The 26,553-nt window shown below is 72.9% G+C and carries 11 protein-coding genes; 6 read left to right on the top strand and 5 right to left on the bottom strand.

Features of this window, described 5'->3' with window-relative positions; genetic code table 11:
• The first annotated feature begins 84 nt into the window (after positions 1-84).
• Complete coding sequence (locus OG580_RS10845; protein ID WP_267043444.1) at positions 85-282, top strand: hypothetical protein; 198 nt, start codon at positions 85-87, stop codon at positions 280-282.
• Here the strand turns inward: OG580_RS10845 and OG580_RS10850 are convergent.
• The 3 genes from OG580_RS10850 to OG580_RS10860 form a co-directional block, all read right to left on the bottom strand.
• Positions 258-638, bottom strand: a complete 381-nt coding sequence (locus tag OG580_RS10850) for a helix-turn-helix domain-containing protein (RefSeq protein WP_267043445.1) — start codon at positions 636-638, stop codon at positions 258-260. The genes OG580_RS10845 and OG580_RS10850 overlap by 25 nt on opposite strands.
• 20 nt (positions 639-658) lie before the next feature.
• Positions 659-1,414 (bottom strand): thioesterase II family protein, encoded by a 756-nt coding sequence (locus OG580_RS10855; RefSeq protein ID WP_267043446.1) that lies wholly within the window; start codon positions 1,412-1,414, stop codon positions 659-661.
• 73 nt (positions 1,415-1,487) lie between these two features.
• On the bottom strand, positions 1,488-1,949 hold the full coding sequence (locus OG580_RS10860; protein WP_267043447.1) for a type II 3-dehydroquinate dehydratase: 462 nt from the start codon (positions 1,947-1,949) through the stop codon (positions 1,488-1,490).
• 280 nt (positions 1,950-2,229) lie between these two features.
• On the opposite strand from OG580_RS10860, the gene OG580_RS10865 reads away from it, so the two are divergent.
• The 3 genes from OG580_RS10865 to OG580_RS10875 are packed head-to-tail and all read left to right on the top strand — an operon-like array spanning position 2,230 to position 5,295.
• Positions 2,230-3,399 (top strand): DegT/DnrJ/EryC1/StrS family aminotransferase, encoded by a 1,170-nt coding sequence (locus OG580_RS10865; protein ID WP_267043448.1) that lies wholly within the window; start codon positions 2,230-2,232, stop codon positions 3,397-3,399.
• 8 nt (positions 3,400-3,407) lie between these two features.
• Positions 3,408-4,571, top strand: a complete 1,164-nt coding sequence (locus tag OG580_RS10870) for a Gfo/Idh/MocA family protein (protein ID WP_267043449.1) — start codon at positions 3,408-3,410, stop codon at positions 4,569-4,571.
• Positions 4,564-5,295, top strand: a complete 732-nt coding sequence (locus OG580_RS10875; RefSeq protein ID WP_267043450.1) for an HAD-IA family hydrolase — start codon at positions 4,564-4,566, stop codon at positions 5,293-5,295. The genes OG580_RS10870 and OG580_RS10875 overlap by 8 nt, the downstream gene beginning before the upstream one ends.
• Before the next feature lie 94 nt (positions 5,296-5,389).
• Here OG580_RS10875 and OG580_RS10880 read toward each other — a convergent pair whose 3' ends face one another.
• Positions 5,390-6,424 carry a 3-dehydroquinate synthase gene (locus tag OG580_RS10880; RefSeq protein ID WP_267043451.1) on the bottom strand — a complete coding sequence of 345 codons (1,035 nt, stop codon included), beginning with the start codon at positions 6,422-6,424 and terminating at the stop codon, positions 5,390-5,392.
• Positions 6,425-6,455: 31 nt separating this feature from the next.
• Positions 6,456-7,043, bottom strand: a complete 588-nt coding sequence (locus OG580_RS10885; RefSeq protein WP_267043452.1) for a hypothetical protein — start codon at positions 7,041-7,043, stop codon at positions 6,456-6,458.
• Between the two features lie 531 nt (positions 7,044-7,574).
• Here OG580_RS10885 and OG580_RS10890 point away from each other — a divergent pair.
• Both OG580_RS10890 and OG580_RS10895 read left to right on the top strand, forming a co-directional pair.
• Positions 7,575-21,092 (top strand): type I polyketide synthase, encoded by a 13,518-nt coding sequence (locus tag OG580_RS10890; RefSeq protein ID WP_267043453.1) that lies wholly within the window; start codon positions 7,575-7,577, stop codon positions 21,090-21,092.
• 73 nt (positions 21,093-21,165) lie between these two features.
• Complete coding sequence (locus OG580_RS10895) at positions 21,166-26,520, top strand: type I polyketide synthase (RefSeq protein ID WP_267043454.1); 5,355 nt, start codon at positions 21,166-21,168, stop codon at positions 26,518-26,520.
• The last annotated feature ends 33 nt before the right edge of the window (positions 26,521-26,553 follow it).

Consider the following 26,553-nt stretch of genomic DNA (forward strand, 5'->3'; position numbering starts at 1 on the left):
CTCCCAGGGGTGCCTAGGGGGTTCTTGGCCCGACTTGACGCTCTTACATTCTTAATGAAGTTTCGCCGACAGGAGGTGAATCGCATGCAGCCGACAGAGACCGTCTTCCTCGCCGACACAGCGGATTCCGGGCGTATCGAATTCCCGGGAAGGATTCCGCCGGAGCGGAATCCGGCGGAAATGAATCCGGTGGAGCGAAATCCCGGCGTCCTCCCCGAGCCCGTCGACGCGGTGCTGAGGATATTCCTCGGAGGGATTCAGGCCGCGGCCCGCTCCCGGTAGGCGCTGCGCGCGGCCTCCAGGGTGGAGCGGTTGCGCTCCACCCAGGCCGTCAGCGGCGTGAGCGAATCCAGCAGCTCGGCGCCGAGGGGGCTGAGCGCGTACTCGACCTTGGGCGGGACCGTCGGGAAGACGGTCCGCACCACCAGACCGTCCCGTTCCAGGTTGCGCAGCGTCAGGGTGAGCATCCGCCGGCTGATCCCGTCCAGCGACCGCTCCAGTTCGGTGAAGCGGCGCGGCCGGCGCAGGCCGGAGAGGATCCGGATCGTCCACTTGCCGCTCACGCGGTCGAGGAACTCCTCCAGCGGGGCCGCTTCGTCCCGCGCCAGCCGCGTGGCCGCCATGTCTAAGAGAGCCATGGGGACTGCCTCCTAAGGTGTCACTGCATGTGGGGGGTGAGGGTGGTGCGGATCAGGTCGGTCACGGCCTGCTGGTGGTCGGCCAGGTAGAAGTGACCTCCGCTGAAGACCTTCAGCTGGAACGCGCCGTCGGTGTGCCGGGCCCAGGCCCGCACTTCGTCGGCGCTCACGCGCGGGTCGGCCGCGCCGACCAGCGCGGTGACGGGGCAGGTCAGCGGGGTGGTGTCGGTGCACCGGTAGGCGGAGACCGCCCTGAAGTCGCTGCGCAGCACCGGCAGGGTGAGGCGGACCAGCTCCTCGTCGAGGAGGAGTGCGGCGTCGCTGCCGCCGAGCACCTTCATCTCCCTCAGCATCGCCTCGTCGTCGAGCTCGTGGTACCGCTCGTCACGGGTGGCCGAGGGGGCCCTGCGGGCCGAGACGATCAGTGCGGCGAGCGGCGTGCCGGCCGCCTCGTAGCGGCGCGCCACCTCGAACGCGACGGTCGCGCCCATGCTGTGCCCGAACAGGGCGACGGGCCCGTCCCACGGCATCAGGGCCTCCATGATGCGGTCGGCCAGCTCCCCTATGTCCTCCACCGGCGCCTCGTGCCGGCGTTCCTGCCGGCCGGGGTACTGCACGGCGAGCATCTCGACGTCGGGGCCGAGCGCCTTGGACAGCGGGTGGAAGTAGCTGGCGGATCCGCCGGCGTGGGGCAGGGCGACCAGCGTGATGCGGCGCTCCGGCTTGGGGTGGTAGCGCCGGATCCACTGCTGGGAGCAAGTGGCCGTGGCCTTCATGAAGACTCCTGTGCGGTGACGGACCGACGGGCGTGGGGGCCCGGGTGGGGTGGGGGAAGAGCTGGGCTACGGGCTACCGCCTGGCCGGGGACGGGGACGGCACCTGGCCGGCGATGGCCAGGAGCGCGCGGGCGCCGAGCCGGTAGCCGAGGGCGCCGAGGCCGACCACGACTCCGGAGGCGAGCGGGGCGATGACGGACTCGTGGCGCCACTGCTCGCGGGCCCACACGTTGGAGAGGTGGACCTCCACCCACGGCCTGGGGTAGCTGGCCAGGGCGTCGCGGAGGCTCCAGCCGGCGACCATCAGGGCCCCCGGGTTCACGATCGCCCCGACGGTGTCGTAGTTCGCGTGGATGGCGGTGACCAGGTCACCCTCCGAGTCGTGCTGGATGGAGCGGACCTTCCAACCGGGGCCCGCCACTTCCTCGCTCACGGCCCGCTCGATGTCGGCCAGGCTGTCCGTGCCGTACACCTCCGGTTCACGCTGCCCGAGGATTCCGAGATTAGGGCCATTCAGCAGGAGTATCGCGCTCATGATTCACCTCGCACAACGGTTCAGAGTGGGTATCGCCTCCTGAAAGTTGTAGCAGCAGCACACCGGCACCATGTCCACGAAGGGGCCCGTACCCGCACATTGAGGGGGGTGTTAGTGGACCCGGTAGGGGATGGGGTCCACTGCCATCCGCGCGGTAGCGTGATATCCCCCGGAAGAGAAAAGAGCCGTCGGCCAAGCGGCCCGGGCACATTACCGCGCGCCTCCGGCACAATTCCAGGCTCTCCGGCTTGAGATCATCCCCGAAAAGGATTGGTTCACCATGAATGATCGTGAGCAGCAGCTGCTCGCCGACCTTCCGAAGTGGCCTCGTTACGGTGACGAGGAGCGCTCCAATCTGGTGCGCGCCCTGGACCAGGGCCAGTGGTGGCGCATGGGTGGCAGCGAGGTCGACTCGTTCGAGCGGGAGTTCGCCGAGCGGCACGGCGCGCCCTACGCCCTGGCGGTCACGAACGGCACGCACGCCCTCGAACTCGCCCTGCAGGTGCTGGGGGTCGACCAGGGCAGCGAGGTCATCGTTCCCGCCTTCACCTTCATCTCGTCCTCGCAGGCCGCGCAGCGGCTCGGCGCGGTCGCCGTCCCGGTGGACGTCGACCCCGTGACGTACTGCCTGGACCCGGCGGCCACCGCCGCGGCGATCAACGAGCGGACCAAGGCGATCATGCCGGTCCACATGGCCGGCCACTTCGCCGACATGGACGCCCTGGCCAAGCTGTCCGCCGACACCGGCGTCCCGCTGATCCAGGACGCCGCGCACGCGCACGGCGCCGAGTGGAACGGCCTCAAGGCCGGTGAACTCGGCTCGATCGCCGCGTTCTCCTTCCAGAACGGCAAGCTGATGACGGCCGGCGAGGGCGGCGCGGTCACCTTCCCGGACGAGGCCTCGTACCAGGAGGCGTTCCTCCGGCACAGCTGCGGCCGGCCGGCCACGGACAAGCGGTACTTCCACCAGACGTCCGGCTCCAACTTCCGGATGAACGAGTTCTCGGCCGCGGTGCTCCGCGCCCAGCTCGGCAGGCTGGACGAGCAGATCGCCACCCGCGAGCTGCGCGCCCCGCTCCTCGCCTCGCTGCTCGCCGAGATCCCGGGTGTCGTGCCGCAGGGCCGCGACGAGCGGGTCAACGTCCACCCGCACTACATGCAGATGTTCCGCATCCCCGGCATCACCGAGGAGAAGCGCAACGCCCTGGTGGAGGCGCTCGTCGCGCGAGGCGTCCCGGCGTTCATCGCGTTCCGCGCGATCTACCGCTCGGACGGCTTCTGGGAGTACGCGGCGCCGAACGAGACGGTGGAGGAGGTGGCCGAGCGCTGCCCCGTCACCGAGGCCATCAACGCCGACGCGATCTGGATTCACCACCGCACGCTGCTCGGTACCGAAGAGCAGATGCACGCCGTCGCCGGTGCCGTCGCCGACGTGGTCGCACGGTCGTGACCGCCCCGGTGAGCGCGCGTGGACCGGCGCGTGATCCGGTCCGTACGAGCGTGGTCGGCCTGGGATGGGCGGCCAAGTCCATCTGGCTGCCCCGGCTGCGCCAGCACCCGTCGTTCTCGGTGGCCTCCGTGGTGGATCCCAACACGGCGGCGCACGCGGAGATCGCGCAGGACCGCGGTGGCACCCGGCTCCTCACCGACGTGGCGGAGCTGGACAGGTCCACCACCGATCTGGCGATCGTCGCGGTGCCCAACCACCTGCACTCCACGGTCGCCTGCCGGCTGCTGCGGATGGGCATCCCCGTCTTCCTGGAGAAGCCCGTCTGCCTCAACTCGGCGGAGGCGGAACAACTCGCCGCCGCCGAGCAGGCCGGCGGCGCGGTGCTCCTGGCGGGCAGTGCGGCCCGCTACCGCTCCGACGTGCGCACGCTGCGCCAGGTGATCTCCGAGGACCTCGGCGAACTCCGGCACATCGAGCTGTCGTGGGTGCGGGCCCGGGGCGTGCCGGACGCGGGCGGCTGGTTCACCCAGCGCCAGTTCGCGGGCGGCGGGGCGCTGGTCGACCTGGGCTGGCACCTGCTGGACACGGTCGGCCCGATCCTCGGCCCGGTCGGCTTCGACCAGGCCGTGGGTACGGTCTCCGACGACTTCGTCAACGACCGTACGTCGGCGGCCGCCTGGCGCAAGGACGCGCCGAAGCGGGACGCCTCCGACGGCGACGTCGAGGACACCGCGCGCGGCTTCCTGATCACCGAGGACGGCGTGTCCGTGGCGATCAGGGCGAGCTGGGCCTCGCACGAGCCGTACGACGTCACCCGGATCCGGGTCGACGGCAGTGCCGGCAGTGCCACATTGACCTGCACGTTCGGGTTCAGCCCGAACCGTCGCAAGGGCTCTTCGCTGGTCCTCGTACGGGACGGCGTCGAGATCGATGTGCCGCTTCCGGAGGAGGAGATCGGGGCCGAGTACCTGCAGCAGCTCGACGAGCTGCCCGCACTGCTCGCGGACCCTGCGTCACAGGGGCGGACCGTGGACGAGGTCCGCCGCACCATCGCGGTGATCGAGCGCATCTACCGCTCGGCCCGCCGGGCCCGGATCGGCGCCCGCTCCACAAGAGCGGCTCGGACGGTACCCCACTCGACGCTGCTCAACACGGAGGATCACCATGCCTGACGCCCTTGGCGGCCCCCTCATACCCACGGGTTATACCGGCTTTCCCGGGTTCGCCGACACGGATCCCACCACCGAACGCACCTTCCGCGCCGTCGTGTTCGACCTCGACGGGGTGCTCGTCGACAGCTACGAGGTGATGCGCGAGGCCTTCAGCATCGCGTATCGGGAGGTCGTGGGGGCCGGTGACGCTCCGTTCGCGGAGTACAACCGCCACCTCGGCCGCTACTTCCCCGACATCATGCGGATCATGGGCCTGCCCCTGGAGATGGAGGGCCCGTTCGTCCGGGAGAGCTACCGGCTCCAGGGACAGGTCCCGGTCTTCCCCGGGGTCCGCGAGCTCCTCCAGGAGCTGCGGGCGCGCCGCATCCCGCTCGCCGTCGCCACCGGCAAGGCGGGCGACCGGGCCCGGGCGCTCCTGGGCGAACTGGACCTGCTGCCGCTGTTCGACATCGTCATCGGCTCGGACCAGGTGGCCCACCCCAAGCCGGCCCCCGACATGGTGCTGCGCGCCCTGTCGGTGCTCGGCGCTCCGCCGGAGCAGACGGTGATGGTCGGTGACGCGGTCACCGACCTGCAGAGCGCCCGCGGCGCCGGCGTGGCCCCCGTGGCCGCGCTGTGGGCCGGCGTCGACGAGGACGTACTGCTCGCCGCGGGCCCCGAGGCGGTACTGCGCCGTCCCGCGGATCTGCTGGCGCTGTGCCCGGCGGCGGTCCCCGTCGCCTAGGCGCTGACCTCCGTACCCGACGGGTACGACGAAAACGGCCCGGACTCTGTACAGTCCGGGCCGTTTCGCGTGGGTGGGGTCGTACGTGAGGAGGTCAGCCGCCCACGGGCATGGCCGCCAGGGTGGTGCGTACCGCCGACTCCGGTACGTCCCGGACGAGTTCGGCGCCGTCGGGTCCGTCCAGGACGAAGGCCAGGCCTGCGCCCGCCTTCTTGTCGCGGCGCATGTACCGGACCAGTTCGTCGTGGCCGACGCCCTCGGGGAGCGTCACGGGAAGTCCGTACGAGGCGACGACCGTGCGGTGCTCCTCGGCGCGGGCCGCGTCGATCCGGCCGAGTTCGGCGGCGAGCAGCCCGGCGTAGACCGTGCCGATCGCGACGGACTCGCCGTGCCGGAGCCGGAAGTCGGTGGCCAGCTCCAGGGCGTGCCCCAGGGTGTGACCGTAGTTGAGGATGTGCCGCAGCCCCTGGTCGCGTTCGTCCCGGGTCACGACGGACGCCTTCAGGGAGACGCTGGCGGCGATCTGGTCGACGAGGTCGAGGGCGTGCAGGTTCTCGGCGCCGATGAAGTGGCAACGGGCCAGTTCGCCGTAGCCGTTGACGCGTTCGGCGTCCGGCAGGGTGTCGAGGAACTCGGTGTCGCAGAGCACCTCGACCGGCTGCCAGTAGGCGCCCACCAGGTTCTTGCCCTCGGGCAGGTTGACGCCGGTCTTGCCGCCGATGCTCGCGTCGACCTGGGCGAGCAGCGACGTGGGCAGGTGGATCACCGGGGTGCCCCGGTGGTAGAGCGAGGCGGCGAGTCCCACCATGTCGGTGGTGGTGCCGCCGCCGCAGGAGATGATCACGTCGTCCCGGGTGAGACCGAACCGGGCGAACCGGCTGGTCAGTTCGGCGACGGTGGCGAGGTGCTTGTTGGTCTCGCCGTCCTGCGCTTCCAGCCACAGGGTCTCGACGCCGAGCTCCGGCAGCCAGTGCGCGGGGCGGGCCGAGACCACGGCCGCGCGCCGGGCGCCGAGGCGGGCGACGGTCTCGGGGAGCAGAGAGCGCACCCCGGGACCGATGTGCACGGTGTACGAGCGGTCGCCCAGGCCCACCTCGACCTGGTGGCGGGCCGCGAGCTGCTGGGTCATCGCTGGGTCCTCTCGGTGCTCAGGGCCCGTCTCATGCGGTCTGCAGCGCCGCGGCCGGTACCGCGATCGGCTGGAGGTCCGCACCCGAGGAGGTCAGCGCGGCACGCACCGTGCGGGCGGCGAGGGCCTCGGTGACGGCGGGGATGCGCAGCCGGCGGTGGGTGAGGTGGGCGTGGTCGAAGAGCAGGTAGTTGACGGGCGCGCCCTGCTCGGTCCAGGCGCCCACGGAGCGGCGCAGGGTGCGCAGGTACGCGTCCCAGCGCTGCTCGACGGCGGGGCCCATGGCGGGCGGTCCGTCGTCGAGTGCGGAGCCGGCGGCCTGCGTCCGGTCGTACAGCGCGGTGCGCCGGTCGGGCGTGAGGCTCTCCGTCCAGTGCTGCCAGCACTGGAAGAGGAAGCCGCGGCGGCTGCCCTCGGGGATCAGCGCGACGACGTGGCGGAGGTGCCAGACGGCGAGTGCGAGCTGGGCGTCCGGGGCGAGCGCGGGCTCGGCCGCGACGGCCAGGGCGAGTTCGCTAGACGCCAGGGCGACGTCGTCGCTGAATTCGAGGTCGCGGGGATCGAGATGGCCCGATTCGAGACCTGTGCGGTGCGTCGTTTCCGGGGCTGTTCCGTTCACCGGGAATTCCTTCCGTATCGATTCTCCACCTGGCGCAGAACGGATGATGTGCCGCCCGCCCACAGGCCGATTCCAGGGGTTTTTCCTTGCGGGGTCCAGTGCACGAACCACCGTCTCGTCCTGTCCGCCGCACGCTGGTCCCTGACGATCTCCACGAGGCCTCGCGGGGCTTCGGGGCGCGATACTCCGCTTCGTTCGGTACCGTGCTGAGCAGCCGGGCGGGAGTTGATCCAATGGTGCGTCATGTCGAGTTACCTCACTTCTGCCACCAGCGGGGTTGCCCGTTTATTCCATGCTAGGGCCGCCGCCCCGAATCCCACTATCACTTAGGGGGCCAATACTTCTCCACCGGCCCGACTCAGGGAGCCCTTAGGGGGGTTGACTGGGGTTCCAGACGCAAGTCGAGCAGCGAGACTCTTACCTGCGGGATCTGTATCAGGACGTCAGTTCTGCACAGTTCAGCAGAGATCCGTTGAGATCAGTAGAGCCGTTTTTCGTTGTTTCCGACGCGTTATCGAGGGGTGTGTGGACATGCTGCGAACCGAGCTGATCCGACCGTTGCCGGAACTGCTCATGGCGCACGCGAAGCGTTTCGGGAACAAGGTCGCCTACCGCGATTCCCGGCGCTCCGTCAGTTACGCGCAGCTGGCCGAGCGGACCGGTCGGATCGCCGGTCACCTCGCGGCGCTCCGCCTCCAGCCGGGCGATCGCGCGGCCATCCTTCTCGGCAACTGCGTGGAGACCGTCGAGAGCTACCTGTCGATCGTCCGGGCCGCCGCGATCGGCGTCCCGCTCAACCCGCGCTCCACGGACTCCGAGCTGACCCACCTGCTGACCGACAGCGGCGCCCGCGTGGTCATCACCGACGAGGCCCATGTCGAGCAGGTCCGCCGGGTGCTGGGCAACGGCAGTCCGGTACGGATCGTGGTGACCGGCACCGGCCGCCCGCCGGCCGGCGGCGTCTCCTTCGAGACCCTCGCGACCACCGAGCCCGCCGCCGCCGCCAGGGACGACCTGGGCCTGGACGACGTGGCCTGGATGCTCTACACCTCCGGCACCACCGGTAAGCCCAAGGGCGTCCTCTCCACCCAGCGCAACGCCCTGTGGTCGGTGAGCGCCAGCTACATCCCGATCCCCGAACTCTCCGCGGACGACCGGGTGCTGTGGCCGCTGCCGCTCTTCCACAGCCTGTCGCACATCGTCTGCGTGGTCGCCGTCACCACCGTCGGCGCCTCCGCCCGGCTCGTCGACGGCTTCGCCGCCGACGACGTCCTGGCCGCGCTCCGCGAGGAGAACTCCACCTTCCTGGCCGGCGTGCCCACCATGTACCACCAGCTGGTCGCGGCCGCCTCCCGCAAGGGCTTCAGCGCCCCCCGGCTGCGCATGTGCCTGGTCGGCGGCTCGGTCACCACGGCCGACCTGCACACCCGCTTCGAGCAGGCCTACGGCGCTCCGCTGCTCGACGCGTACGGCTCCACCGAGACCTGCGGCTCCATCACCATGAAGTGGCCGACCGGCGACCGCGTCGAGGGCTCCTGCGGCATCCCGGTGCCCGGCGTGAACGTCCGCCTGGTCGACCCGAACACCGGCAACGACGTGCCCACCGGCGACGAGGGCGAGGTCTGGGTCAGCGGCCCCAACGTCATGGTCGGCTACCACAACGACCCGCAGGCGACCGCCGAGGCGCTGGTGGACGGCTGGTACCGCACCGGCGACCTGGCGCGCCGCGACGTCGCCGGCTACTTCCGCATCACCGGCCGCCTGAAGGAACTCATCATCCGCGGCGGCGAGAACATCCACCCCGCCGAGGTCGAGGAGGTCCTGCGGACCGTGCCCGGCGTCGCGGACGTCGCCGTCGTCGGCAAGCCGCACGACGTGCTCGGCGAGGTGCCGGTCGCCTTCGTCGTGCCGGGCCCCGAGGGACTGGACTCCGAACTCCTCTACGCCGCCTGCCGCGAGCAGCTCGCCTACTTCAAGGTGCCGGAGGAGCTGTACGAGACCGAGGTCATCCCCCGTACGCAGTCCGGCAAGATCACCCGCCACAAGCTGCTCAGCCGCCCCATGCGGCTGCGGGCCGCGAACGCCAGCCACTTCGAGTCGCTGCTGCGCCTCGACTGGGTCCCGCTGACCGGCGGACCCTCCCCGGAGGCCGGATGGGCCGCCGACCACTGGCTGCTGACCGGCCCCGACGCGGCTTCCCTCGCCACCGCCCTGGAGGACCGGCTCGCCGAGTCCCCGGCCGTCCCCGGCACCGTCGTGCTCGGCCTCGACGTCCCGCAGGCCGCGTCCGCCGCAGAGTTCGCGGGCGCCGTCGAGCGCACCGTCGTCGAGCTGGCCGCCCGGATCGAGGCATGGCTGGCCGACGGGCGCCTGGCCACGACCCGGCTCGCGATCGCCACCCGCGGCGCCGTCATCGCCGGCCCCCGCGAGACCCTCCACAACATCGCGCACGCCCCCGTCTGGGGCCTGCTGCGCTCCCTGCAGGCCGCCCACCCCGGCCGGCTCGCCCTCCTCGACCTGGACGAGGCTCCCGCGTCGCTGGAAGCGCTGCCCGTCGCCCTGGCCTCCGGCGAGCCGCAGCTCGCGCTGCGCACCGGAGTGCCGCTGGTGCCCCGGCTCGCCCGCGTCGCGGCCGCCGCCGACCCGTCCGAGCGGCCCGGCATCGACCGGGACGGCGCCGTCGTCGTCACCGGCGCCGAGAGCCCGCAGGCCGCGGCCCTCGCCCGCCACCTGGTGGCCGGGCACCACGCCCGGCACGTCCTCCTCATCGCCTCGCACGACGCCGCCGACGAGCGCGTCACCGCGCTGGCCGCCGAGCTGACGCAGCTCGGCGCCAAGGTCCGTACGACCGTCTGCGACCCCGCCGACCGGGCCGCGCTCGCCGCCGCCCTCGAACAGGCCGGGCGTCCGCTGACCGCCGTCGTCCACGCGCACGGCTGGCAGACCGCGCTGGCCCACCGCCCGGACCGGGCGCTCGCCTCGGCGGTCGGCGCGCTGCTGCACCTGCACGAGCTGTCCCGCGCGCACGAGCTCTCCGCGTTCGTGGTCTGCTCCTCCGCCGACACGCTCCTCGGGGCCGCCGGCGAGGGCGACCGCGCCGCGTACCACGCCTTCCTCGACGCCCTGGCGCAGCACCGCGCCGACCGTGGGCTGCCCGCGCTGTCCCTGGGCTGGGGCCCGTGGGAGCCGACCGCCGGGAGCCCCGGCGACGAGCCGGGTGTCGGCACGCTCGGCACCGCCGACGGCCTCGCCATGTTCGACGCGGCCCTGCTGGCCGGGTCCGCGCACTCGCTGCCGATGCGTCTGGACACCGCGACCCTCGCGACCGGCTCGGTGAACGTGCTGCTCACCGGTCTCATCGACACCTCCGCGACGCCCGCGACCGCCGACACCTCGATCGCCGAGGCGCTCCGCGAGCGCCTCGCGCCGCTCCCGGAGTTCGAGCAGATCCGGGTCCTCCTCGACATCGTGCGCACCGAGGCCGCCCGGGTGAGCGACCTCGGCGGCATCGACAAGGTCGGACCGGAGCGCGCCTTCAAGGAGCTCGGCTTCACCTCGCTGGGCGCCGTCGCGCTGCGCAACCGCCTGACCGAGACGACGGGCCTGAAGCTGCCCGCCACCCTCGCCTTCGACCACCCCACCCCGCACGCCGTCGCCCGCCTGCTGCACTCCGAGCTCAACGGCATCCAGGCGGCCGTCGAAGAGGTCCGTCCCGAGGTGGCCGGCTCCGACGAGCCCATCGCCATCGTCGGCATGGCCTGCCGGCTGCCCGGCGGCGTCGCCTCCCCCGAGGACCTGTGGCGGCTCGTCGCCGAGGCCCGTGACGCGGTCTCGGCCTTCCCGGACGACCGCGACTGGAACCTGGAGGAGCTGTACGACCCCGAGGGCGGCCGCCCCGGTTCCTCGTACGTCCGCGAGGGCGGGTTCCTCTACGACCAGGCCGACTTCGACGCCGAGTTCTTCGGTATCTCGCCGCGCGAGGCCATCGCCATGGACCCGCAGCAGCGACTGCTCCTGGAGACCTCCTGGGAGGCGCTGGAGCGGGCCGGCATCGACCCGTCCCGGCTGCGCGGCGAGCCCGTCGGCGTGTTCTCCGGCGTCATGTACCACGACTACGGAACCCACGTCACCGGAGCGCCCGAGGAGCTCGAGGGCTACCGGGGCACCGGATCCGCGGGCAGCGTCGCCTCGGGCCGCGTCTCGTACACCTTCGGTCTCGAAGGCCCGGCGCTCACCGTCGACACGGCCTGCTCGTCCTCGCTGGTCGCCCTGCACCTGGCCGCGCAGTCGCTGCGCAACGGCGAGTGCACGATGGCGCTGGCCGGCGGTGTCGCGCTGATGGCGCAGCCCACCTCGTTCGTCGAGTTCTCCCGCCAGCGGGCCCTCGCGCCCGACGGCCGCTGCAAGCCGTACGCCGAGGCCGCGGACGGCACCGGCTGGGCCGAGGGCGTCGGCGTCCTGCTCCTGGAGCGGCTCTCCGACGCCGAGCGGCTCGGACACCCGGTCCTCGCGGTCGTCCGGGGCTCGGCGGTCAACCAGGACGGCGCCTCCAACGGCCTCACCGCACCGAGCGGCCCCTCGCAGCAGCGCGTCATCCGCCAGGCCCTGGCCAACGCCCACCTGCGGAGCGCGGACGTGGACGTGGTCGAGGGCCACGGCACGGGCACGATGCTCGGCGACCCGATCGAGGCGCAGGCCCTGCTCGCCACGTACGGCAAGGACCGCGACGAGGCGCAGGAGCCGCTGTGGCTCGGCTCGCTGAAGTCGAACATCGGGCACGCCCAGTCGGCGGCCGGTGTCGCGGGCATCATCAAGATGGTCCAGGCGATCCGGAACGGCGTCCTGCCGCAGTCCCTCCACATCGACCGTCCGTCGACGAAGGTCGACTGGTCGGCCGGAGCGGTGGAACTCCTCACCGAGGCCCGTCCGTGGCCCGAGGTGGACCGTCCGCGCCGTGCCGCCGTCTCCTCCTTCGGCGTCAGCGGCACCAACGCCCACGTCATCATCGAGCAGGCGCCGAACGCCGCCGGCTCCGGGGAGGACGCGGGCCGTTCGGCCGCGGCGGTCACCCCGTGGCTGGTCTCCGCCAGGACTCAGGACGCCCTGCGCGCCCAGGCGGACCAGTTCGTCACCGCCGCCGAGGGCGCGGACCGGTCGGACCTGGCGCACGCGCTGGCGTTCACCCGGGCCACGCTCGACCAGCGGGCCGTGGTGGTCTCGGCCGACGGCGACACCCTGATCGCGGGTCTGCGGGCGTTGGCGGCGGGTGAGCCGGCCGCCGAGCTGGTCACGGGTACGGCGGACGTGGACGGCAAGACCGCGTTCGTCTTCCCCGGCCAGGGCGCCCAGTGGGCCGGCATGGGAGCCCAGCTCCTCGACTCCTCCCCCGTCTTCGCCGAAGCCATGGAGGACTGCGCCAAGGCCTTCGCTCCGTACGTCGACTGGAACCTCCTCGACGTCATCCGGCAGACCGAAGACGCCGCCGACTTCCACCGCGTCGACGTCGTCCAGCCCGCCTCCTTCGCCGTCATGGTCTCCCTCGCCCGCCTCTGGCAACACCACGGCCTCACCCCCGACGCCGTCATCGGCCACTCCCAAGGCGAGATAGCCGCAGCCCACATCTCCGGCGCCCTCACCCTCGACGACGCCGCCCGCATCGTCACCCTCCGCAGCCAGGCCATCGCCGCCCACCTCGCCGGACACGGCGGCATGATGTCCATCCCCCTGCCCCTCACCGACGTCCAGACCCACATCACCGCCTACGACGGCCGCATCGAAATAGCCGCCGTCAACGGCCCCACCTCCACCGTCGTCGCCGGCGACGCCGACGCCCTCGACCAACTCCACACCACCTACGAAACCGACGGCATCCGCGCCCGCAAGATCCCCGTCGACTACGCCTCCCACACCAGCCACGTCGAACGCATCGAAGACGAACTGGCCCTGGTGCTCGACGGGTTGACACCGTCGGCCCCGCGGATCCCGATGTTCTCGACGCTGCGTGCCGCCTGGCTCGACGGCGAGACCCTGCTGGACCGTGGCTACTGGTTCAGCAACCTGCGTCACCAGGTCCGGTTCGGCGAGTCGATCGAGAAGCTGGTGGGCGCCGGGTTCCGTGCGTTCGTCGAGATCAGCGCCCACCCGGTGCTGAACATGCCGGTGCAGGAGATCGTGGAGGCGCACGCCGACAGCCCCTGGGTGACCAGTGGTTCGCTGCGCCGCAACGACGGCGACCTCCAGCGCTTCCTCACCTCGGCCGCCGAACTGCACGTCCGTGGCGTCTCCCTCGACTGGCGGACCGTGCTCACCGAGGCCCACCCGGCCCCGGTCGAGCTGCCCACCTATCCGTTCCAGCGCCGCCGTTACTGGCTCGAAGGCACCGGCAGCACCGACGCCGGTGCGCTCGGCCTGGCGACCGAGGAGCACCCGCTGCTCGGTGCGCTGGTCGAACTCCCGGGTTCGGGTGGCGTGTTGGCGACGGGTCTGCTGTCCCTGAAGACGCATCCCTGGCTGGCCGCCGACGCGGCCGGCGGGTCCTCCGCCGTCCCCGGCTCGGTCCTGTTCGAGCTCGCGGTGCGGGCCGGCGACCACGTGTCCGCCGGGATGATCGAGGAACTGGTCCTGGAGTCGCCGCTGGTCCTTCCGGAGCGCGGCGGCGTCCGGGTCCGGGTCCAGGTCGGCGCGGCCGAGAGCGGCGGCCGCCGCCCGGTCAGCATCCACTCCCGTACGGACGACTCCGACGACTGGACGCGGAACGCGATCGGCCATCTCACCGCGCAGGCGCAGGTGTTCGCGGGTGACTTCACGGTCCGCCCGCCGCAGAACGCCGACTCCGTCGACGTCTCCGGGCTCGCCGCCGAGCTCCGGAAGGTCTGGCGCCACGGCGACGAGGTGTACGCCGAGGTGGCCCTGCCGGAGGAGCTCGCCGGTGACGCGGCCTCGTTCGGTCTGCACCCGGCGCTGCTGGACGCGGCGCTCTCGGTCGCGGCCTTCGGCCCGCTGGGCGGCGCGGCACGGGACGGCAAGGTCCTGCTGCCGCACACCTGGCGCAAGGTCTCCCTGTACGCGTCGGGCGCGGCCCGGCTCCAGGTCCGCATCGCCCCGCACGGTGACGGCTCCGTCTCCCTTTCGGCGGCCGATTCGGCGGGGGCTCCGGTCCTCTCGGTGCGCGAGCTGACGTTCCGCGCGGTCGACTCCGCCCAGCTGGCGGGTCACGGCGATTCGCTGCGGGACTCGCTGTTCCGGGTGGAGTGGCAGGAGATCGCCGCTCCGGGTTCCACGACGGGTGAGCAGTGGCCCGTACTGGACCTGAGCGAGAACACCGAGGACGTACGGACCCTCACCGGCCGTGTCCTCGCCATCGTCCAGGCCCACCTGGCCACCGACCCCGACGACACCCGCCTCGTCGTCCTGACCCACGACGCGGTCAGCGACCCGGCACAGGCAGCCGTCTGGGGCCTGATCCGCACCGCGCAGAACGAGCACCCGGACCGCCTGGTCCTCGTCGACACCGACTCCACGCAGGCGACCACGGCGCTCCTCCACGCGGCCCTGGCCACCGGTGAACCCCAGCTCGCCCTGACCGGCGGCAAGATCACCGTCCCGCGCCTCGCCCGCACCACCGTTCCCGGTACGGCCGGCCCGCTCGACAGCGACGGCACCGTCCTGATCACCGGCGGCACCGGCACCCTCGGCGCCCTCACCGCCCGCCACCTCATCACCGAGCACGGCATCACCCACCTCCACCTCATCAGCCGACGCGGACCGGCGAGCCCCGGAGCCGACCAGCTCCACCAGGACCTCACCGCCCTCGGCGCCACCGTCACCATCAGCGCCACGGACGCCACCGACGCCGGCCAGGTCACCGACCTGCTCGCCACGATCGACCCGGCCCACCGGCTCACCGCCGTCATCCACACGGCCGGTGTCCTGGACGACGGCGTCATCACCGCCCAGACCCCCGAGCGCCTCGACACGGCCTACCGCGCCAAGATCGACGCCGCCCAGGTCCTCCACGAGGCCACGAAGGACCTCGGTCTCGCCGCCTTCGTCCTCTTCTCCTCCGCCGCCGGCACCCTCGGCAACCCCGGACAGGCCAACTACGCCGCCGCCAACGCCGCCCTCGACGCCTACGCCCACCGGCTCCGCACCGAAGGCACCCCGGCCACCTCCCTCGCCTGGGGCTACTGGTCCGACGTCAGTGGGATGACGGCCCACCTCGACGAGGCCGCGCTGCAGCGGCACCGCCGGGACGGGATGCTGGGGCTCTCCGCCGAGGCCGGCATGGCCCTGCTCGACGCCGGCTTCCGGTCCCCCGAGGCCGCGTTCGTCGCGGCCCGGCTCGACCTCGCAGGCCTGCGGGCCCGCTCGGTCACGGACCCGGTCCCGCCGCTCCTCCGCTCGCTCGTCCGGCCGCTGCGCCGCGTCGCCGCGCAGGCCGGTCCTGCCGCGGCCGCCGCGGGTGGCGGGAACGCGCTGGCCGAGCGGCTCGCCGGGCTCTCCCCCGCCGAGCGCGAGCGCACCCTCGTCGACCTGGTGCGGGCCGAGGCCGCGACCGTCCTCGGACACGCGACCGCCGACGCCATCGAGGAGAAGCGCGCCTTCAAGGAGCTGGGCTTCGACTCGCTGACCGCCGTCGAACTGCGCAACCGGATCGGCAAGCGGGCCGGGCTGACCCTGCCCACCACGCTGGTCTTCGACTACCCCACCCCGACGGTGCTCGCCCGCAAGCTGCTCGCCGACCTGGTCGGCGACGAGGCCGAGCAGACCGCGACCACGCGGACCCGGACGGTCTCCGAGGACGACGACCCGATCGTGATCGTCTCCATGGGCTGCCGCTTCCCGGGCGGGGCCGACGGCCCCGACGAGCTGTGGCGGATCGTCGCGGACGGCGCCGACATCATCGGCGGGCTCCCGGAGGACCGGGGCTGGGACCTGGAGGCGCTGTACCACGAGGACCCCGAGCACCTCGGCACCTCGTACGCCAAGCACGGGGCGTTCCTGGACACGGCGACGGAGTTCGACGCCGGGTTCTTCGGGATCTCGCCGCGCGAGGCCGTCGCGATGGACCCGCAGCAGCGGCTGCTCCTGGAGACCACCTGGGAGACGTTCGAGCGGGCCGGCATCGACCCGACCGGGCTGGGCGGCGAGCGCGTGGGCGTCTTCGTCGGCGTCAACGACCGGGACTACATCCTGCGGATGCAGCACAACGCGGGTGAGCTGGAGGGCTACCGCCTGACCGGCACGTCCGGCAGCGTCGCCTCCGGCCGCATCTCGTACACCTTCGGTCTCGAGGGCCCGGCCCTCACGATCGACACGGCCTGCTCCTCCTCGCTCGTCGCCCTCCACCTGGCCGCGCAGTCGCTGCGCAACGGCGAGTCGTCGATGGCGCTGGCCGGCGGTGTGGCGGTGATGACGACACCCGACGCGTTCGTGGAGTTCTCCCGTCAGCGCGGTCTGTCGACCGACGGCCGCTGCAAGGCCTTCGCGGACGCCGCCAACGGCACCGGCTGGGCCGAGGGCGTGGCGCTGCTGCTCGTCGAGCGGCTCTCCGACGCCGAGCGGCTCGGACACCCGGTCCTCGCGGTCGTCCGCGGTACGGCGGTCAACCAGGACGGCGCCTCCAACGGCCTCACCGCCCCCAACGGCCCCTCGCAGCAGCGCGTCATCCGTGCCGCGCTGGAGGACGCCGGCCTGACCGGCTCCGAGGTCGACGCCATCGAGGCGCACGGCACCGGCACCAGGCTCGGTGACCCGATCGAGGCCCAGGCCCTGCTCGCCACGTACGGCACGGACCGCGACGAGGCGCAGGAGCCGCTGTGGCTCGGCTCGCTGAAGTCGAACATCGGTCACACGCAGGGCGCCGCCGGCGCCGCCAGCGTGATCAAGATGGTCCAGGCGATCCGCCACGGAATCCTGCCCCAGACCCTCCACGTCGACCAGCCGTCGACGAAGGTCGACTGGTCGGCCGGAGCGGTGGAACTCCTCACCGAGGCCCGCCCGTGGCCCGAGGTGGACCGTCCGCGCCGTGCCGCCGTCTCCTCCTTCGGCGTCAGCGGCACCAACGCCCACGTCATCATCGAGCAGGCCCCCGCCACGGCGCGGGAGACGGCGGAGCCCGAGGCCGGTACGCCGGACGCGGTCGTCCCGTACGTCCTCTCCGCCAAGTCCCCGGAGGCCCTGGCCGGTCAGGCCGCGCGCCTCGCCGAGTGGCTCCGCGACAGCGGGCGCACGACGCAGGCGGAGTACGCGGAGGTCGCGCGCTCCCTCGCCACCACGCGCGCCGTGCTCGACCACCGGGCCGTCGTCGTGGCGGCCGACCGCGAGGAGCTGCTCGCCGGGCTCGACGGACTGGCGTCCGGCGCGCTCCCCGGCTCGGTCGTCCGCGGCGCCCCCGCCACCGGACGCACCGCGTTCCTCTTCACCGGCCAGGGCAGCCAGCGCACCGGGATGGGACGCGAGCTGTACGACGCGTACCCGGTGTACGCGGCGGCCTTCGACGCCGCCTGCGCCGAGCTGGACCGCCACCTGGTCCACGCCGGACACGTCGAACTCCCGCTCAAGGACGTGGTGTTCGCCGAGGCCGGCACCCCGACCGCCGAGCTGCTGCACCGCACGGTCTACACCCAGTCCGCGCTGTTCGCCGTCCAGGTCGCCCTGTTCCGCCTCGTCGAGGCCTGGGGCGTGCGGCCCGACGCGGTGGCCGGACACTCCATCGGCGAACTGGCCGCCGCCCACGTGGCGGGCGTGTACTCGCTCGCCGACGGCGCCGCGCTGGTCGCCGCGCGGGGCCGGCTGATGCAGGCGCTGCCCGAGGGCGGCGCGATGGTCGCCGTCCAGGCCACCGAGGCCGACGTCCTGCCCCTCCTCCCGGCCGACGGCCGGGCGGGCGTGGCCGCGGTCAACGGGCCTTCGGCCCTGGTGATCTCGGGCGACGAGGACGCGGTCCTGGAGGTCGCCGAGGTCTGCAAGGCGCGGGGCTGGAAGACCAAGCGGCTGCGGGTCAGCCACGCGTTCCACTCGGCGCGCATGGAGCCGATGCTGGACGAGTTCCGTTCGGTCGCCGCCGGACTGGCGTACGCGGAGCCCCGGATCCCGGTGGTCTCCACCCTGACCGGCTCGCTCGTCGGCCTCGACCGGCTCGGCACGGCCGACTACTGGACGCAGCACGTGCGGCAGCCGGTGCGGTTCGCCGACGCCGTACGCGACCTCCGGACGGCGGGGACGACCCGCTTCCTGGAGATCGGCCCCGACGCCGTCCTGACGGCGATGGCGCGGGAGACCCTCGACGCCGCCGCCGCGACCGGGGCCGCCGCCGAGGTGATCGTGCCGGGGCTGCGCCGCGAGCGCTCCGAGCCCCGCACGCTGCTGACGGCGCTGGCCGGACTCCACGTGCACGGCACGGCGACCGACTGGTCCGCCGCCTTCGCCGGCGCCGACGCCTCCCGCGTCGACCTGCCGACGTACGCCTTCCAGCGCGAGCGCTACTGGGCCGAGATGTCGACGGGCACGACGGACGTGGCCGGCCTCGGCCTCGCCTCCGCCGAGCACCCGCTCCTCGGGGCCGTCGTCGAACTCCCGGAGGACGGGGGCGTCCTGGCCACCGGCCGGCTCTCCCTGAAGAGCCACTCCTGGCTGGCGGACCACGCCAAGTCGGGCACGGTCCTGGTGCCGGGCACCGCGCTCGTCGAGCTGGCCGTCCGCACGGGCGACCAGATCGACGCGGGCGTCCTGGAGGAGCTGGTGCTCCAGTCGCCGATGGTGCTGCCGGAGCGCGGCAGCGTCGAGGTCCGCGTCCTGGTCGGCGCGGCCGACGGCGAGGGCCGCCGCCCGGTGGGCATCCACTCCCGCACGGACGGCACGGACGAGTGGGTCCGGCACGCCACCGGTTCCGTCACCTCCGCGGGACAGCCCGCCGCGGCCACGCTGTCGGTCTGGCCGCCGGCGGATGCCGAGGCCGTCGACATCGAGGGCTTCTACGAGCGTCAGGCCCTCGCGGGCCACGAGTTCGGCCCGCTGTTCCAGGGGTTGCGCACGGTGTGGCGCCGGGGCGACGAGCTGTTCGCCGAGGTGGCCCTGCCGGACGAGGCCGCGAACGAGGCCGCCGCGTTCGGTCTGCACCCGGCGCTGCTCGACGCGGCCCTGCACACGACCAGCTTCGGCGCGGTCGCGGCGACGGAGGCCGGGCACGTCCTGCTCCCGTTCGCCTGGAACGGGGTGACCCTGCACGCCACGGGCGCCGCCCGCCTGAGGATCCGTATCGCGCCCCAGGGCGGCGACACGGTCTCCGTCGAGGCTGCGGACAGCACGGGCGCACCGGTCGCCACGGTCGGCTCGCTGGCCTTCCGGGCCGTCGACACCACCCAGCTCGGCGGCGATCAGGACCCGCTGCGGGACGCCCTGTTCCGGGTGGAGTGGCAGGAGATCGCCGCTCCGGGCACCACGACCGGCACGGACTGGCCGGTGCTGGACCTGACCGGCAGCACCGAGGACGTACGGACCCTCACCGGCCGTGTCCTCACCGCAGTCCAGGCCCACCTGGCCACCGACCCCGACGACACCCGCCTCGTCGTCCTGACCCGCGACGCCGTCGACAACCCCGACCAGGCCGCCGTCTGGGGCCTGATCCGCACCGCGCAGAACGAGCACCCGGACCGGCTGGTCCTCGTCGACACCGACTCCACGTCGGCACCGCTCCTCCACGCGGCCCTGGCCACGGATGAACCCCAGCTGGCCCTGACCGCGGGGAAGATCACCGTCCCCCGGCTCGCCCGCACCACCGCGGAAGCCACGTCGAGCCCGCTCGACGGCGACGGCACCGTCCTCGTCACCGGCGGCACCGGCACCCTCGGCGCCCTCACCGCCCGCCACCTCATCACCGAGCACGGCATCACCCACCTCCACCTCATCAGCCGCCGCGGACCGGACGCCCCGGGCGCCGACCTGCTCCACAAGGAACTGACCGCCCTCGGCGCCACCGTCACCATCACCGCGACCGACGCCACCGACGCCGGCCAGGTCACCGACCTGCTCGGCACCATCGACCCGGCCCACCCGCTCACCGCCGTCATCCACACGGCCGGTGTGCTCGACGACGGCATCATCACCGCCCAGACCCCCGAGCGCCTCGACACGGCCTACCGCGCCAAGATCGACGCCGCTCACACCCTCCACGAGGCGACGAAGGACCACGACCTGGCCGCCTTCGTCCTCTTCTCCTCCGCCGCCGGCATCCTCGGCAACCCCGGACAGGCCAACTACGCCGCCGCCAACACCTACCTGGACGCCCTCGCGGGCCGGCTCCGCGCCGAAGGCACCCCGGCCGTCTCCCTCGCCTGGGGCCTGTGGGCGGAGGCGAGCGGGATGACCGGCGAGCTGAGCGACGCGGACCTGAAGCGCGGCAAGCGCACCGGGATCACCGCGATGTCGACGGAGACGGCGCTCGCGCTGCTCGACGCGGGCATCGCCGCGAAGGACGACTCCGCACTGGTCACGGCCCGGCTCGACCTGGTGGGGCTGCGCAAGCAGGCCGCCACGGACTCCGAGGGGGTCCCGGCGCTGCTGAGGTCGCTGGTCCGCGCACCGCGCAAGGCGGCCCGGACGGCGGCGGTCGTGGAGGAGTCGCTGACCGAACGCCTGAGCTCCCTGTCGGCCGCCGAACGCTCCAAGTCCGTTCTGGAGCTGGTGCGTTCGGAGGCGGCGACCGTCCTGGGCCACGCCACGGCCAAGGCGATCGGGGCCGAGAACGCCTTCAAGGAGCTGGGCTTCGACTCGCTGGCGGCCGTGGAGCTCCGTAACCGCCTCGCCACCGCGACCGGGGTACGCCTGCCGGCCACGCTGATCTTCGACTACCCGACCCCCGGGGAGCTCGCCGACCAGCTGATCGAGGAGCTCGGTCTCACCGAGGCGGCGACCGCCGCCGCGGAGACCCCGGACACCATCCCCGGCGAACTCGGTCTCGGCATCGACCTGGAGATCGACCTCGACATCGAGACGGCGACCGACGACGAGCTGTTCCGGCTCATGGACGGTGAACTCGACCTGTCCTGATCCCGCCTGGTTCCAGCCGTCCACCCACCGACGCCATCGACGTCTCCGACGCCTTGAAGGGGCAGACCCGGTCATGTCCAACGAGTCCAGCAGCACCACCGACACCACCACAGGCAGCACCACCGACAACCAGAAGCTCCGCGACTACCTGAAGCGGGCCCTGGTCGACCTCAAGCAGGCCAACAAGCGGCTCCGTGACGTGGAGGCCGCCAAGTCCGAGCCGATCGCCATCGTCGGGATGGCGTGCCGCCTCCCGGGCGGGGTGACCACGCCCGACGAGCTGTGGCAGCTGGTCGACGCGGGCGGCGACGCCGTCGCCGGGTTCCCCGAGGACCGGGGCTGGGACCTGGAGCGGCTCTTCGACCCGGACCCCGAGCGCCGGGGCACCTCGTACGTCAGCGAGGGCGGGTTCCTCGACGGCGCCACGGAGTTCGACGCCGGGTTCTTCGGCATCAACCAGCGCGAGGCGCTGTCGATGAACCCCCAGCAGCGGCTCCTCCTGGAGACGTCCTGGGAGACGTTCGAGCGGGCCGGCATCAACCCGACGGGGCTGCGCGGCAGCCGGGTCGGCGTGTACTCGGGCGTCATGTACCACGACTACGCGACGGACATGGAGAACGCGCCGGCCGAGGTCGAGGGCTACCTGAGCACCGGCACGGCCCCCGCCGTCGCCTCCGGCCGGGTCTCCTACACCCTGGGCCTCGAAGGCCCGTCCGTCACGCTGGACACGGCGTGCTCGTCCTCGCTGGTGGCCCTGCACCTCGCGGTGCAGGCGCTGCGCAACGGCGAGATCGACATGGCCCTCGCCGGCGGCGCCGCGATCATGGCCACGCCCGGCACGTTCGTGGAGTTCTCCCGTCAGCGCGGTCTGTCGACCGACGGCCGCTGCAAGGCCTTCGCGGACGGCGCCGACGGCACGGGCTGGGCCGAGGGCGTCGGCGTCATCCTGGTGGAGCGGCTCTCCGACGCCGAGCGTCTCGGGCACACCGTGCTCGCGGTCGTCCGCGGTACGGCGGTCAACCAGGACGGCGCGTCCAACGGCCTCACCGCCCCCAACGGCCCTTCCCAGCAGCGCGTCATCCGTGCCGCGCTGAAGAACGCCGGGCTCACCGGTGACGACGTCGACGCGGTCGAGGCGCACGGCACCGGCACCACGCTCGGTGACCCGATCGAGGCGCAGGCGCTGCTCGCCACGTACGGCAAGGGCCGTGAGGCCGAACACCCGCTGTGGCTCGGCTCGCTGAAGTCGAACATCGGTCACGCCCAGTCGGCTGCCGGTGTCGCCGGCATCATCAAGATGGTCCAGGCGATCCGCCACGGCGTCCTGCCCCAGACCCTCCACGTCGACCAGCCGTCGACGAAGGTCGACTGGTCGGCCGGCAAGGTGGAACTCCTCACCGAGGCCCGCCCCTGGCCCGAGGTCGACCGCCCCCGCCGTGCCGCCGTCTCGGCGTTCGGCGTCAGCGGCACCAACGCCCACGTCATCATCGAGCAGGCGGTGCCGGCCGAGGCCGGCGAGACGGAGGAGACCGAGGCCGAGGCCGGTACGCCCGGTGTCGTGCCGTGGCTGATCTCCGCCAAGACCCCGCACGCCCTGCGCGCCCAGGGCGGCAGGCTCGCCGCCGGCATCGAGGGCCTCGCCCCGGTGGACGTCGCGCACACGCTGCTGACCTCGCGCGCGCTCTTCACGGAGCGTGCCGTGGTGACGGGTCAGGAGCAGGAAGGATTCGCCGCGGGTCTGCGGGCGTTGGCGGCGGGTGAGCCGGCCGCCGAGCTGGTCACGGGTACGGCGGACGTGGACGGCAAGACCGCGTTCGTCTTCCCCGGCCAGGGCGCCCAGTGGGCCGGCATGGGAGCCCAGCTCCTCGACTCCTCCCCCGTCTTCGCCGAAGCCATGGAGGACTGCGCCAAGGCCTTCGCTCCGTACGTCGACTGGAACCTCCTCGACGTCATCCGGCAGACCGAAGACGCCGCCGACTTCCACCGCGTCGACGTCGTCCAGCCCGCCTCCTTCGCCGTCATGGTCTCCCTCGCCCGCCTCTGGCAACACCACGGCCTCACCCCCGACGCCGTCATCGGCCACTCCCAAGGCGAGATAGCCGCAGCCCACATCTCCGGCGCCCTCACCCTCGACGACGCCGCCCGCATCGTCACCCTCCGCAGCCAGGCCATCGCCGCCCACCTCGCCGGACACGGCGGCATGATGTCCATCCCCCTGCCCCTCACCGACGTCCAGACCCACATCACCGCCTACGACGGCCGCATCGAAATAGCCGCCGTCAACGGCCCCACCTCCACCGTCGTCGCCGGCGACGCCGACGCCCTCGACCAACTCCACACCACCTACGAAACCGACGGCATCCGCGCCCGCAAGATCCCCGTCGACTACGCCTCCCACACCAGCCACGTCGAACGCATCGAAGACGAACTCGCACGCGTCCTCGCCGACGTGAAGCCGCTGGCGGCGACGATCCCGCTCTTCTCCACCCTGCAGGCGGACTGGCTCGACACCACGGCCATGGGCGCCGGCTACTGGTACAGCAACCTGCGCCACCAGGTCCGGTTCGGCGAGTCGATCGAGAAGCTCGTCGCCGACGACTTCCGGGTCTTCGTCGAGGTCAGCGCCCACCCCGTGGTCTCCATGGCGGTCCAGGACGTCCTCGACACCCACGCCGACTCGCCCTCGGTCACCACCGGGACCCTGCGCCGCGGCGAGGACACGACGGCGCGCTTCCTCACCTCGCTCGCGACCCTGCACGTCCGCGGCGTGAAGGTCGACTGGCATCCGGTCCTCGCCGACGCCCGGCCGCCGCGCCTGGTCGAGCTGCCCACGTACGCGTTCCAGCGCAGCCGCTACTGGCTGGAGAAGACCGACAAGGCCGGCGACGTCGGCAGTGCCGGCCTCGACGCGGCCGAACACCCGCTGCTCGGCGCCCTGCTCGAACTCCCGGACTCCGGCGGGGTGCTGGCCACCAGCCGGCTCTCCCTGAAGAGCCACCCGTGGCTCGCCGACCATGCCGTCTCCGGCACCGTCCTGCTGCCCGGTACCGCGCTGGTGGAGCTGGCCGTGCGCGCCGGCGACCAGGTCGGTACGGGGATCCTCGACGAGCTGGTCATCGAGGCGCCGCTGACGCTTCCGGCGTCGGGCGCGGTGCGCGTCCAGGTGGCCGTGGGCGGGCTCGACGAGTTCGGCCGCCGTCCGGTGACCATCCACTCGCGCGCCGAGGACGCCGAGTCCTGGGTACGGCACGCCACCGGCTTCACCGCCGCCGCGGCCGCTGCCGGTGCCGCCCGGGCCGACGCGTACGACTTCGGCGTCTGGCCGCCGCAGGGTGCGGAGGGGCTGTCCGTCGACGACTTCTACGACCTGCGCTACGCCGCCGGTTACGAGTACGGGCCGGCGTTCCAGGGGCTGCGGAAGGTGTGGCGCCGGGGCGACGAGCTGTTCGCCGAGGTCGCGCTGCCCGACGAGGCCGCGGGTGACGCGGCCGCGTTCGGTCTGCACCCGGCGCTGCTCGACGCGGCCCTGCACACCGCGGCCTTCGGCACCGGGCCGCAGGGCGCCGAGGGCAGGACGCTGCTGCCGTTCGCCTGGAACGGGGTGACCCTGCACGCCACGGGCGCCGCCCGGCTGCGGATCCGACTCGCGCCCCAGGGCGGCGAGACGGTCACCGTCGAGGCGGCGGACAGCGCGGGCGCACCGGTCGCCACGGTCGGCCGCCTGACGTTCCGCGCCGTGGACGCGAGCCGTCTCGGTGAGGGACAGGACCCGCTGCGGGACTCGCTGTTCCGGGTGGAGTGGCAGGAGATCGCCGCTCCGGGCACCACGACCGGCACGGACTGGCCGGTGCTGGACCTGACCGGCAGCACCGAGGACGTACGCGCCCTCACCGGCCGTGTCCTCACCGCAGTCCAGGCCCACCTGGCCACCGACGCGGACGACACCCGCCTCGTCGTCCTGACCCGCGACGCGGTCGGCGACCCGGCACAGGCGGCGGTCTGGGGCCTGGTCCGTACCGCGCAGAACGAGCACCCGGACCGCCTGGTCCTCGTCGACACCGACTCCGCACAGGCGTCGACGTCGCTCCTCCACGCGGCCCTGGCCACCGGTGAACCCCAGCTCGCCCTGACCGGCGGCAAGATCACCGTCCCGCGCCTGGCCCGCACCACCGTGGAAGACACCACCAGCCCCCTCGACGGCGACGGCACCGTCCTGATCACCGGCGGCACCGGCACCCTCGGCGCCCTCACCGCCCGCCACCTCATCACCGAGCACGGCATCACCCACCTCCACCTCATCAGCCGACGCGGACCGGCGAGCCCCGGAGCCGACCAGCTCCACCAGGACCTCACCGCCCTCGGCGCCACCGTCACCATCACCGCGACCGACGCCACGGACGCCGGCCAGGTCGGCTCCCTCCTCTCCACCATCGACCCGGCCCACCCCCTGACCGCCGTCATCCACACGGCCGGTGTCCTCGACGACGCCACCATCACCGCCCAGACCGCCCGCCACCTGGACACCGTCCTCACCCCGAAGACGGACGCCGCCCAGGTCCTCCACGAGGCCACCAAGGACCTCGGTCTCACCGCCTTCGTCCTCTTCTCCTCCGCCGCCGGCACCCTCGGCAACCCCGGACAGGCCAACTACGCCGCCGCCAACGCCGCCCTCGACGCCTACGCCCACCGGCTCCGCACCGAAGGCACCCCGGCCGTCTCCCTGGCCTGGGGCCTGTGGGGCGACGCGAGCGGCATGACCGGGCACCTGGACAGCGGCGACCAGAGCCGTATGAGCCGCCAGGGCGCCTCGGCGCTCACCGCCGAGGAGGGCATGGCCCTCCTCGACGCGGGCATGCGATCGCCACACCCGGCGCTCGTGACCAGCAAGATGAACTTCCCCGCCCTGCGGTCCGCCGCGGCCGACGGCCGGCTCCAGGTCGTCCTCCAGGGGCTGGTACGTGTCCCGCGCAAGGCCGCGCACAGCGCGGAGGCCGTCGAGGAGTCCCTGGCGGACCAGCTCGCGGCGCTCCCCGAGGCCGACCGGCAGCGACGCCTCCTCGACCTCGTACGGAGCCACGCGTCGACCGTCCTCGGCGACACGCCGGTCCGGGCCGAGCAGCCGTTCAAGGACGTCGGCTTCGACTCGCTGACCGCCGTCGAGCTGCGCAACCGGCTCGCCACGGCGACCGGCATCCGCCTGCCCGCCACGCTGATCTTCGACTACCCGACCCCGGCCGCGCTGACCCGGCACCTCCTGGCCGAGCTGGTCCCCCAGGACGAGGAACCGGCCGAGGACGTACGGGCCGACGGGGTCCCGGCGCAGTCGTCGGCCGAGGCGGAAGCCGCCACCGCCGAGGAGCTCGACCGGATCGCCTCCATGGACGCCGACGACCTCGTGGCCCGCGCCCTGGGCGCCCTCGGCGCCTGAGCGCCGACCGACCGATACCTACGGACTGTGACA

Source organism: Streptomyces sp. NBC_00094, from assembly GCF_026343125.1.
In the GTDB taxonomy this organism is placed as follows: Bacteria; Actinomycetota; Actinomycetes; order Streptomycetales; family Streptomycetaceae; genus Streptomyces.